An 11,781-nucleotide genomic window follows, 5' to 3' on the forward strand; every position below is an offset into this window, starting at 1 on the left:
TATTCGCCCCATGTCCCAGGAAACCAAAACCATGTCCGCGGTCTTTTTGACCGTGCTGTTCGGTTTTGCCGGGTTCAGCCTGCCTTATCCTGTTTTCAGCCCGATGTTTCTGAAACCCGAACTGGGTTTTCTTGATCCCTCGGTGCCCACAGAATACCGCACGATACTTTTGGGTGTCGCCATGGCGCTTTATCCCATCGGGCAGTTTATCGGTGCACCGTGGCTGGGGCGGGTATCGGACAAGCTTGGCCGCCGTCCAGTTCTGATGGCGTCGCTGACCGGTGCGGCCCTTGGCTATCTGGTGACCGCCTATGGGGTGGCGACTGCAAATTTGCCGTTGGTTTTGATTGGACGTTTTGTGTCGGGCCTGTGCGAGGGCAATATGGCGATTGCCCAATCGATTGCATCGGATATCAGCCGTCCGGAAACCAAGGTGCGCAATTTTGGTCTGATCACGGTCGCGATCAATGTCGGCTGGATCATCGGCCCGCTGATGGGCGGCTTTTTCTCCGACCCGACCATTCATCCGTCCTTTAACGTTTCCTGGCCGTTCTATTTTGCCGCTGGTATGTATGCCTTTAACCTGCTGGTGGTATTCGTAATCCTGCGCATTCCTGAATATGCGCGCCGTCGCGGCACGCCAAAGGGTATGACGCCACCCGCTACCCGCACGGTCTGGGCGACGATCAAGGACCCCGACCTTTTGCCGGGTTATGTGATTTCGTTCTTCAGCTATATCGCGGTTTATATCTTCTTTGCCTTTTTCGGGGTCTATCTGGTGCAGAATTACGACGTCACCAGCAGCTTCCTTGGCATGTGTTCGGCAATCATTTCGATCCCGCTGATCCTTGCCGGATTGACGGTTGATCGTGCGCAGAAGATTTGCGGCCTGATCGGTGTCGGAACTCTTGGCCATCTGTTTTTGGGGATCGGCCTGATCACGTTCCTGATCCCCGATGGGCTGGTGTGGATATTTGTGCCCATGTGTCTGGCGGCATTCGGTATTGCCTGGTGCGAGGTGACGACCAGCCTGTTTATTTCCAACGCAGCCGGATCACATGAGCAGGGGCAGGCGCTTGGCGTTTATCGTTCTGCCCACGTTCTTGCCGAAGCCGCAGCCGTTCTGATTGGCGGTGTGCTGGCCGGGATCGCCAGTTATGCGCCTTTCTTCCTTGGCTTTATCGCCGCAATGCTATGCGTGATCGGCATTCTGGGCTGGTTGCGCATTCGTCAAACCGCAGCCGACGTTCCGGCGGCCTGAGTTACGTGGAACGTAACTTAACGTTTTTGCGCGACGGTCTGTTTTAGGAGCGGTCGCATTCATGCTGATACAATCAATGCTAAAAAGCCCCCGACAGAATTTTGGGGGCTTTTGGCCTTCCATAAAGAACCTAGTCCAGAAAAGTGGTCGCAATCAGGTCTTCTTTTTCTTTTGACCATGCAAGCACGGTTTCAAGATTTTCTTTCCAGGTACCGGTGCCAAAAGGTCGGTCATATTTCTCGACCGAAGCAGGCTGGTATCCCGGCAGCATTTCATCACCGGTTTGGCGATAATTAAAGCCATATTGAACAATCAAAAGCTTGTTGCGGCGGGCGATACGGTAGTTCGTGAAAAGCATCGTGCTTGGCTTTTTAATGCCGTGTTCTTTGAAATATGCTTCTGCCTGCAAAACGTCCGGGTCAGACTTGGCTGACGTATTAAGTGTCCAGTCTTCAATAAAGAAGCATTGCTGGTTGGCAAGTTCCTGATTGGCTGTCTGCTGAGAATAGATCGTACTTTCGTGAGGTTCGCAATATGCCGTCGAATAGAAGGCATAGCCCATACCTGTCTCCAGTGCGGTCATATACATTACCAAACCATCAAGGCGTTTCTGCTCGTCTATGCGTGCCAGAACGACATGACCAAAAGCATGGTAATTGTTGTTGCGCGAAACCGTTTTACCAACAACGGTCCAGTTGCCAGGTGGCAGCATTACATCACCCTGTGGTGCATTAACCGTGCCTGTAACAACAGTGCCGATCGGCATTTCTTCTTCGAATTGGCTTGTTGCGGTAACGCACCCGGCAAGTAGCACCAAGGTGGTCAATGCGACCAGTTTCTTGATCATAGTGTTCCCCTTTTAAACGTCCTGATTCTGTTCTAGTGCATTGTAATTAAAGGGGGAACTATCCATAAGAGCGTAACTTATGCAAAAGAGGAGGGAGCATTCCTTGCGCACGTTTCAAGAGGCAGCCATAAGCTGCCAATCTAAACGACAGCTTTAGAGTTATATATCAATCGGTGCATGGGCCGCGCGGGCAATCAGTTTGGTCGCCTTTTCGCTGGTTTTGCGGTCCTTGTCCGGTAGTTTAGCAAGGTTATCGGCAAGCGCGCGGGTTTCCTCGATCCCGTCGAGATCGGCACTGATTTCCATGACCCGGTCCCAGATTGCCTTGTCGTCCATATCCCCCATCACGGTCAAGGTGATAGCGCGGTTAAGGGCGGCTTCGGCATTTTCAGGATCATGGCTCAGGATTAGCTCGAACGCTTCAAAGGCTGCAATCAGATGCCCTTCGCGCAAATTGATAACGCCCAGATCGTTCGAAGCCACCATTGATGGGGGATCGATCTGCAAAAGCTGCTCGATTGCGCGGCGTTCGCTTTCGATATCGTCATTGGCGCGATGTGCTGTTGCGATCAGCCGGTGGATATTGGCATTGCCCGGCTGGTGATGGGCGGCGTTCTGAAAGGCGCTTAACGCATATTCGGGCTGCTCAAGTTCCAGAAGGGCCTGTCCGCGTAAAATCAGCAAATCGGGATCGGTCGGATGATGACGCAAAACGATATCGACATGGTTAAGTGCCGAACGGGCATCCCCGTTTTCAAGCAGCGCGCGTGCAATGTGATGCAGGCATTCTTCGTGGCCTCCATCAGATTGCAGCACAGTACGGTATTCACCAAGTGCTTCGGTTAGTGAACCTCTTTCATGAAGGGCGCGGGCCAACCCGAACCGCGCTTCAAGATTATCCTCATCCTCGCCAAGTGCCTGGCGCAACATATTGATCGCAGCGTCATATTGGCGGCGTTTAAGCGCGGCAAGCCCCATATCAGCAAAGGACATAGTGGTCATGCAAATTCTCCCAACCTTGGTGTTATTCCGTTGCCCGGAACATCAAATTTATCGAATTTCGATGGGATTATAGGCGGTGGGGCAATCATTTCCACCCCCGATCTGCAGAAAGTCAAACCTGCCCGCGACGGCAGGCGGAGATCACAAATTAGTGTCGCTTGCGCAGGGTTTCAGACGGTAGAACACCGAACTGCCTTGCATAGCTTTGCGAAAAGCGTCCGGCATGGGCAAAGCCCCATTTCATCGCGATTTCGGCAACGCTTGCCCCATCCTCGCTGTCAAGAAGGTCTTTATAGGCATGGCTTAGGCGCACCGATTTTAGATACGCCATCGGCGATATGCCATAGGCGGCATTAAAGGCCGTTTGTAACGTCCGATAACCGCAATCCGCATGCTGTACCAGAGTTTCAAGTGTGATCGGTGTATGGGCGTGGGCGTGGATGTAATCGCGTGCCCGTTTCACATAGTGCGGAACCGCGTTGGATTTCGTTTGCCCATGCAGAAGTTCCGAACAGGAATTCGGAAGCATCATCAGGATATTTGTCAAAAGCAAATCCTGAAGACCGCTCAGAACAATGGAATTGTCGGAATTGAGCAGAGGACCATCAAGGGCCTGTGCGATGTAATTCAGGGTATTGCATACATGCCGACCCGGTGCGGAGGCCAGATCAAGGCTGATTTCAAAGCCTGGATCCGTGGCTGAGCCATCATTGCCCAAAAGCATCCGGCAATGTTTGGAGAGAATATCTTTTGGCAACCGGACGCCAAAGCAGGCAAACCGGTCTTCGTCCGCGAAAAGGGGCATGCGCATGTCGCGGATCAGTCCGCGTCTGGTCGAAATCGTGTAATCCCGCCCCTGATGCTGGACCGTGCCGCCACCTTCGGTCGGGATGATCATGAACAGTGCATCATTATCGCTTTCTGGTGTCCGAAGCTGGATGCGGCAATCGCCAAAGGACGAATGCAAAACCTGCAAATCGCCCAAGGCAGTCACCCGAACCGCGACATCGAAAAATGCAGGTCGTTCGATCAGGTCCAGTGAATCAATGGAATTCAGATCAGCCAAAAGGGCACGTGTCTCGTTCAGATCACGTGATGATAAAACCTGATGATTCTCAAGATATGTCACACAAGCGTCCCCATGACGCATTGCAAAATTGCAATGGCGCAAGCTTTGTAACTCCCCCGGGCACCAGAACTTTATAACAGTTTGGAATTTTTATGATTTTCAATGATGGTAAGCTATTGGCTGTAACGGCACAAGCTCGTTGAACCGGGCGGCTCGTGAACTCGTCCCTTGCCCTGCGAGCGGCAACATCCTAGGTTAACGTAAACGTCAACTTATGTTGCAGGGCAAAATGAAATTTCAGGGTACGGAAAATTACGTCGCGACCGAGGATCTGATGGTGGCGGTCAATGCCGCAATCACCTTGCAGCGGCCGCTTCTGGTCAAGGGCGAACCAGGAACCGGCAAGACCGTTCTGGCCGAGGAAATTGCAAAATCACTTGGCAAGAAACTGATTACATGGTCGATCAAATCAACCACGCGTGCGCAGCAGGGGCTGTATGAATATGACGCGGTTTCGCGTCTGCGTGACAGTCAGTTGGGTGATGCGCGTGTGCACGATATCGCCAATTACATCGTCAAGGGCAAGCTTTGGGAAGCGTTCGAGGATGAAAGCGCGCCGGTTCTGCTGATCGATGAAATCGACAAGGCCGATATCGAGTTCCCCAACGACTTGCTTCAGGAACTCGACCGGATGGAATTCTTTGTTTACGAAACACAGGAAACCATCAAGGCCGCCAACCGCCCGATCGTGATCATCACATCGAACAATGAAAAGGAACTGCCCGACGCGTTCCTGCGCCGGTGTTTCTTCCATTACATCCGCTTCCCGGATACGGAAACCATGGCCGAAATCGTTGCTGTCCATTTCCCCGATATCCAGAAACGTCTGGTGTCGGAGGCATTGAACCTGTTTTATGACATGCGCGAAGTTGGTGGGCTTAAGAAAAAACCGTCTACCTCCGAACTGCTTGATTGGCTGAAGCTTCTGATGGCCGAGGACCTGCCGCCCGAAGCATTGCGGGCCAAGGACGCCAAAACGGCCGTGCCGCCACTTCATGGGGCGCTTTTGAAAAACGAGCAGGACGTCCATCTGTTTGAACGTCTTGCCTTCATGGCGCGGCGAGAAGGGCGTTAGAGCATCATGTTCACCGGCTTTTTCTTTAAGCTGAAAGAGGCCCGCGTTCCGGTCAGTTTGCGCGAATATCTGACGCTGCTGGAGGCTGTCGAAAAGGGGCTTGCGAACTATGCAGTCGAGGATTTCTATTACCTGGCACGCGCAGCACTGGTGAAAGACGAACGCCATCTTGATCGGTTCGATCAGGTCTTTGGCACCCATTTCAAGGGTGTGATTGATCTGGCTGACGGCATCGACGAAGTTGTCGAGGCCGACATTCCCGAAGAATGGCTGCACAAGCTTGCTGAAAAATTCCTGACCGACGAGGAAAAGGCCGAGATCGAGGCGCTGGGCGGTTGGGAAAAGCTGATGGAAACCCTCAAACAGCGGCTTGAGGAACAAAAGGGCCGCCATCAGGGCGGCAATAAATGGATTGGTACTGCCGGGACATCGCCCTTTGGGGCCTATGGCTATAACCCCGAAGGGGTGCGGATCGGGCAGGATAAATCCCGCCATCGCCGTGCGGTCAAGGTTTGGGATAAACGCGAGTTCAAGAACCTTGATGACAGTGTCGAAATCGGCACTCGCAATATCAAGGTGGCCCTGCGGCGTTTGCGCAAGTGGGCCCGGACCGGGGCAGCCGATGAACTTGATCTGCCCGGCACCATTACATCAACCGCCCGACAGGGATGGCTTGATGTGCAGATGCGGCCTGAACGGCATAATGCGGTCAAGGTCCTAATGCTGTTTGATATCGGCGGGTCGATGGATGACCATATCAAGGTCTGCGAGGAACTGTTTTCCGCAGTCAAAACCGAATTCAAGCATCTTGAATATTATTACTTCCACAATTGCCCCTATGAAGGGCTGTGGAAGGATAATGCGCGCCGCCGTACCGATCAGGTTTCAACATGGGATGTGATCCGGACCTATGGTGCGGATTACAAGCTGGTGATTGTCGGTGATGCCACCATGAGCCCCTATGAAATCACCTATCCCGGTGGTTCGGTCGAACACTGGAATCAGGAAGCCGGGGCGGTATGGATGCAACGTTTGCTGGATCATTTCGAACATGCCGCCTGGATCAATCCGCAGGCGGAAAACTGGTGGCAGTATCACGGCTCGATCCAGATCATGCACAAGCTGATGGACGGGCGGATGTATCCGCTGACGCTTGAGGGGCTTGATCGGATGACGGGGGAACTGAACCGCTAGGCACCGGTCTGATAGATCAGGCAGGTCCGAGAAACAGATAGCTTTCGGTTTTGGCGATGCCTTCCATGGCGCGTACGGTCGTGACCACCTGATGAAAATCCGAAAGAGCAGGGACCTGAATTTCCGCGATCAGGTCCCATTCGCCATTGGTGGTGTGAAGGGCGGCAAAGCCAAGATTTTTCCGCAGGCTCGCGACCAGCGTTTTCACATTCTTCCCCGATAGCTCGATCATCATCACGCCCCGGATGGTGCCATCGGCGGCATCGTCGCGCAGGCGCACGGTAAATCCGGCAATCACGCCCTGATCGATCAGGCGGTCCATACGGGTTTTAACCGTCCCGGCCGCCACCCCCAGAAGTTGTGCCAGTTTCGGGACGGAAGCACGCGCATTGACGCGAAGTTCGGCAAGGAGGCGACGGTCAAGATCATCCATGATTTCATCCTGATTTGACGATCTTGTCAATTATCCTGATGAAAGCATCAATTTCCAATCGAAAATTGTATCAAACTGGGATTTTAACTGATTTCGGCAAAGCTTATCCTGCTGCCATGTCATCAGGGAGCAAATAAATGACCATGCCGGAAGATCAATGGACCCCTTACGTCCGCACCGCTGAAATCGCCGACCGTCTGACCCGTTTTGGCAGTGTCACCGGCAGTGCCGGGGAAGCCGATATCACCGGCCTGATCGTCGATATCCTGCGCGAAATTCCCTATTTTCAGGACAATCCCGACAATATCGCGGTGATCGATAGTCACCTTGTCGCGGGTGGCAGCCGCATGGCCAAAAGCGTTGTCGCACTGGTGCGGGGAACCGGGCGCAAGACAATGGCAATGGCCGGGCATTTTGATGTGGTTTCGATTGAAAATTATCACGACCTGAAACATCTGGCTTTTGAGCCTGATGCACTGTGTGAGGCCCTGATTGACGATCTTTCGAGCCGGGAAAATCTTAGCGATGCCGAGGCACTTGCCCTTCGCGATTTTCAGACCGGCGATTTCATCCCGGGGCGCGGGTTGCTTGATATGAAAAGCGGTGACGCGGCGGGCATCGCGTTTCTGGAACATTTCAGCCAGCAACCAGATCGGCAAGGCAATGTCGTCCTGTGTCTGACCCCTGATGAAGAACGCAATTCATGCGGCATGCGCAGCCTGCGTAACGCGTTGCCGGACCTGATCGCACGCTGGAGCCTAGACATTATCGGTGGGGTCAATCTGGATGCCAGCAGCGATACCGGCAATGGCGAGATCGGGCGCGCAATTTTCCATGGCTCGGTCGGAAAGCTTTTGCCCTTTGCCCTTGTTGCCGGTTTGCCAACCCATGTCGGTTATCCGTTTGACGGCATTTCAGCCCATGCCATCGCGTCGGAAATCATGCAGGCGACCGAAGCCAACAGCGAACTGTGTGATCGTGGTATGCGTGAAACCGCACCACCCCCGGTCTGTCTTGAGGCCCGGGATGTACGCGATATTTACGAAGTCACCACGCCCGAACATGTCTGGATGGCGTTTAACTGGCTGGTGATGGGGAAAAGCTGTGCTGAACTGATGGACGATTTCACCGACATCGTAGAGGATGCCGGAAACCGAGCGCTTGAACGGTTCACAGGTAATGCAGCCCGTTATGCCAAAGCCAACGGGCAAGCCGCCCCGGCAGCTTTGCCGCCCTTGCGCATGGTAACGGTTGCCCAATTGCGAGACATGGCCTTTGCATCCGGGGGCAGCGATGCGCTTGACCGGATTGAGGCGGTCGCCCTTGAAACGGCACGGGATAACAATCCGCTGAACCGCACCCGCGTTCTGGTGCGTGCCATGCTGGCCGAGGCGCATCTGCGTGGCCCCGCAGTGGTAACCGGAATGGCCGGTCTGCATTACCCGGCCGTGCATGTCGATACGGCAAAGGATATGGACCGGGAGTTTTTGGATGCGATTGGCCGGGCCCGCACCACGATAGAGGGCCGTCACGAAACGCAAATTTGTGACCGTGGTTATTTCATGGGTATATCGGATATGAGCTTTTTCGGCCATACAACCGATGCAGGCGATACCGAAATCATCGCTGCCAGCACCCCGATAGCCGAACTGGTGGATCGTCCGGTTGACAATGCCCTGACCTATCCGGTGGTCAATATCGGCCCGTGGGGCAGGGAATATCATCAACGTCATGAACGGCTTTATGCGCCCTATGCCTATTGTGTGCTACCCGATTTTCTGGCCGAAATCGCGGGCGAGCTTTTGGGCTGAACAACCCGTTTCAAAGCAATCCATGGAAGGCGAACAGGCGTAACAGTTTCAAGAAACTTTGCGCTCTCGCCTTCTGCCTTGTTCCTGCCGCATCGTTTCGTCACTATGCTGGGCAAAACTTATGCGGAAATAAGGAGTTATGGGATGCTGATGAAATCTGCCCGTGCGGCTATTCTGGGAACGGCGCTTGCCATTCTGCCTTTGTCGATCACACCGGCAATAGCACAGGACAGTACCCTTGAACGGGTTGTGATCGCCCATCGCGGGGCATCGGGCTACCTGCCCGAACATACCCTTCCGGCAAAGGCGCTTGCCTATGGCATGGGGGCGGATTTCATCGAGCAGGACGTGGTGATGTCCAAGGACGGTGTGCCGGTTGTCCTGCATGACATCCATATCGATACCACGACCGACGTTGCCAAGAAATTCCCCGACCGCAAACGTGAAGATGGTCGGTATTACGCCATCGACTTCACGCTTGAAGAACTCAAAAGCCTGAATGTTACCGAACGGTTCAAAGCCGATACCGGCGAGCAGGTATATCCGGATCGCTTCCCCGGCGAATATGCGATTTTTAAAATTCCCACACTGGAAGAAGAAATCGCCATGATCCGGGGGCTTAACAAATCAACCGGGCGCGATGTTGGCATTTATCCTGAAATCAAGGACCCGGCTTGGCACAAGGCCGAAGGGCAGGATGTGACCGCTGTGGTCATCAAGATCATGGAGCATTGGGGATATGGCACTCCGGAATCCAATTCCTTTGTCCAGTGCTTTGACTGGGCTGAAACCAAGCGTATTCGGAATGATCTGAAATATCAGGGCAAGCTGGTTCAGTTGCTGGGTGAAAACAAATGGGGTGCGCCCGAAGGCACGGATTACGATTATCTGAAAACCGATGACGGTGTCGCGGAAATGGCAAGCGTCGTCGATGGTATCGGCCCGTGGCTGCCGCAGGTCATCGAAGGTCTTAGTGCGGATGGCAAGGCGATCATGACGCCAACCCTGATCGCAGCCCAGCGCGCGCAGTTGAAAGTCCATCCCTATACCCTGCGCGCGGATCAGTTGCCGAAATGGGCGGGTGATATGGATATCGCGCTTAAGGCGATTTTTGATGATGCCGGGATTGATGGCATCTTTACCGACTTTCCCGATCAGGTTGTCGAATATCTGGCGGCAAGACCGCAACAGGACTGACCGGAAGGATCAAATACCTCTGCCCCGGAACAGTTTCGGGGCAGTATGCGTTCTGACCCGGACAGACGGGGCGAAATAGACTGTTTCCAATGTGATCGTTTTCGTAAGGCGGCAATTGTCGCATGCTGGAGGCGACAGTTTTTTTAATCAAGGAGGCAAAATTGGCCAAGGTTCTGGTTCTTTATTATTCAATGTACGGGCATATCGAAACCATGGCGAACGCGGTGGCCGAAGGTGCGCGTGGTGTGGCGGGTACACATGTCGATGTCAAACGTGTGCCCGAAATCATGCCCGAAGATGTCGCCAAGGCTGCGGGTGCGAAGCTCGATCAGGTTGCGCCGGTTGCTGCGGTTTCGGATCTTCCAGAATATGATGCGATCATCTTTGGCGTGCCGACCCGCTTTGGCAATATGTCGGCCCAGATGCGCAACTTCCTTGATCAGACCGGCGGCCTTTGGGCCAAGGGCGCATTGATCGGCAAGATCGGTTCGGTCTTTGCCTCGACCGGAACCCAGCACGGCGGTCAGGAAACCACCATCACCTCGACCCATACTACGCTTCTGCATCATGGCATGGTCATCGTTGGCGTACCATACAGCTGTGCGGGATTGACCAATATGGACGAAATCACCGGCGGTTCGCCCTATGGTGCAACAACACTGGCCGGTGCCGACGGTTCGCGTCAGCCATCGCAGAATGAGCTTGATATCGCCAAATTCCAGGGAAAACACGTCGCAGAGCTGGCTGCCAAACTGGCCGTTTGACGGATTACAGTATTGATGAAAGGCCGCGCAGATAGGTCTGCGTGGCCTTTTTGTTGACCAGATTGGGGTGAATGCGGAAACAATCAGATGCCTGATTGATCATTGTTTCGCGACAGTTTTCTGCCAGATTGAGGGGTATGAAAGTTTCACGGATCGCAGCCGAACGCATTTCCGGTTGCTGACAGGAGGACCCGATGTCTGAACAGGGTAAAACCCCGCGTGGCGTTGCCCGCGTACTTCGCGCGATGGATACATCCGATGGGGCTGGTGTGTCGCTTAAACGATCGGTTGGATCGCCGCAGCTCGATATGCTTGATCCGTTTTTGATGCTCGATTCAATTTCGACCGACAATGCCGACGAATATATTGCCGGTTTCCCCGAGCATCCGCATCGTGGCTTTGAAACCGTGACCTACATGGTCGAAGGTGCCATGCGCCACAAGGACAGCATGGGCAATGAAGGTGTCCTGCGTTCGGGTGGTGTGCAATGGATGACCGCAGGCAGCGGGATTTTGCATTCCGAAAGTCCGGAACAGGAAAACGGTCTTTTGCAGGGTTTTCAGCTTTGGATCAATCTTCCGGCCAAGGATAAAATGGTCACCCCGCGTTACCAGAATATCGAAGGTAGCGACGTCGCCGAACTCAGCCCCGAAGACGGTGTTGATCTGCGGCTTGTTGCGGGTGAATTCATGGGTAAAACCGGCCCGGTTAATGGCATTGCTACCAAGCCGGTCTTTATAGATGCCAAACTGGCGGCTGGTCGCGAGGTAACCCTGCCGGTGCCCAAAGGCCATGCCGCGATGGTTTATGTCTTTATCGGGGACGCAATTGTCGCCGATCAGGCTGTCACCACGCATCATCTGGCCGTGCTGGAAGATGGTGATAGCATCACGCTTAAAGGCGGTCCCGAAGGCGGCCGGATGCTTGTGATCGCGGCCCGTCCGTTGCACGAACCGGTTGTTCGCTATGGCCCGTTCGTCATGAGCAGCAAACAGGAACTGATGCAGGCCTTTGACGATTACCAGCGTGGCCGTTTTGTCCGTGCGGCGGCTGTTTCCTGAAAAATAT

General features: G+C 54.0%; 11 protein-coding genes. 7 read left to right on the forward strand and 4 right to left on the reverse strand.

The features are described from left to right. Positions 1–10 precede the first annotated feature (10 nt). A complete protein-coding gene (locus R1T41_RS12645; protein ID WP_317337332.1) occupies positions 11–1,261 on the forward strand; it encodes an MFS transporter in 1,251 nt (416 codons plus the stop codon). Between the two features lie 130 nt (positions 1,262–1,391). Here the strand turns inward: R1T41_RS12645 and R1T41_RS12650 are convergent, their stop codons facing one another. The 3 genes from R1T41_RS12650 to R1T41_RS12660 form a co-directional block, all read right to left on the reverse strand. Beyond that, positions 1,392–2,108: a hypothetical protein gene (locus tag R1T41_RS12650; RefSeq protein WP_317337334.1), complete on the reverse strand. Its 717-nt coding sequence runs from the start codon at positions 2,106–2,108 to the stop codon at positions 1,392–1,394. Between the two features lie 159 nt (positions 2,109–2,267). Further along, on the reverse strand, positions 2,268–3,110 hold the full coding sequence (locus R1T41_RS12655) for a tetratricopeptide repeat protein (RefSeq protein WP_317337336.1): 843 nt from the start codon (positions 3,108–3,110) through the stop codon (positions 2,268–2,270). Between the two features lie 148 nt (positions 3,111–3,258). Then, a complete protein-coding gene (locus tag R1T41_RS12660) occupies positions 3,259–4,239 on the reverse strand; it encodes a helix-turn-helix transcriptional regulator (protein WP_317337337.1) in 981 nt (326 codons plus the stop codon). Between the two features lie 229 nt (positions 4,240–4,468). Here R1T41_RS12660 and R1T41_RS12665 point away from each other — a divergent pair, with 229 nt between their 5' ends. Together R1T41_RS12665 and R1T41_RS12670 are read left to right on the forward strand one after the other, a co-directional pair. Further along, positions 4,469–5,314, forward strand: a complete 846-nt coding sequence (locus R1T41_RS12665; RefSeq protein ID WP_209221403.1) for an AAA family ATPase — start codon at positions 4,469–4,471, stop codon at positions 5,312–5,314. A 6-nt stretch (positions 5,315–5,320) separates the two neighbouring features. Beyond that, on the forward strand, positions 5,321–6,508 hold the full coding sequence (locus tag R1T41_RS12670) for a VWA domain-containing protein (RefSeq protein ID WP_317337339.1): 1,188 nt from the start codon (positions 5,321–5,323) through the stop codon (positions 6,506–6,508). Positions 6,509–6,524: 16 nt separating this feature from the next. Here R1T41_RS12670 and R1T41_RS12675 read toward each other — a convergent pair whose 3' ends face one another. Then, positions 6,525–6,941 (reverse strand): Lrp/AsnC family transcriptional regulator, encoded by a 417-nt coding sequence (locus R1T41_RS12675; protein ID WP_062952838.1) that lies wholly within the window; start codon positions 6,939–6,941, stop codon positions 6,525–6,527. A gap of 137 nt (positions 6,942–7,078) precedes the next feature. On the opposite strand from R1T41_RS12675, the gene R1T41_RS12680 reads away from it, so the two are divergent. The 4 genes from R1T41_RS12680 (at position 7,079) to R1T41_RS12695 (ending at position 11,774) form a co-directional block, all read left to right on the forward strand. Beyond that, positions 7,079–8,752: a M20/M25/M40 family metallo-hydrolase gene (locus R1T41_RS12680; RefSeq protein WP_317337340.1), complete on the forward strand. Its 1,674-nt coding sequence runs from the start codon at positions 7,079–7,081 to the stop codon at positions 8,750–8,752. A 144-nt stretch (positions 8,753–8,896) separates the two neighbouring features. Beyond that, positions 8,897–9,949 (forward strand): glycerophosphodiester phosphodiesterase, encoded by a 1,053-nt coding sequence (glpQ, locus tag R1T41_RS12685; RefSeq protein ID WP_317337341.1) that lies wholly within the window; start codon positions 8,897–8,899, stop codon positions 9,947–9,949. Between the two features lie 161 nt (positions 9,950–10,110). Beyond that, positions 10,111–10,713: an NAD(P)H:quinone oxidoreductase gene (gene wrbA, locus R1T41_RS12690; protein ID WP_062953006.1), complete on the forward strand. Its 603-nt coding sequence runs from the start codon at positions 10,111–10,113 to the stop codon at positions 10,711–10,713. Positions 10,714–10,907: 194 nt separating this feature from the next. Then, a complete protein-coding gene (locus tag R1T41_RS12695) occupies positions 10,908–11,774 on the forward strand; it encodes a pirin family protein (protein WP_317337342.1) in 867 nt (288 codons plus the stop codon). The last annotated feature ends 7 nt before the right edge of the window (positions 11,775–11,781 follow it).

Source organism: Thalassospira lucentensis, from assembly GCF_032921865.1.
Taxonomy (GTDB): Bacteria; Pseudomonadota; Alphaproteobacteria; order Rhodospirillales; family Thalassospiraceae; genus Thalassospira; species Thalassospira lucentensis_A.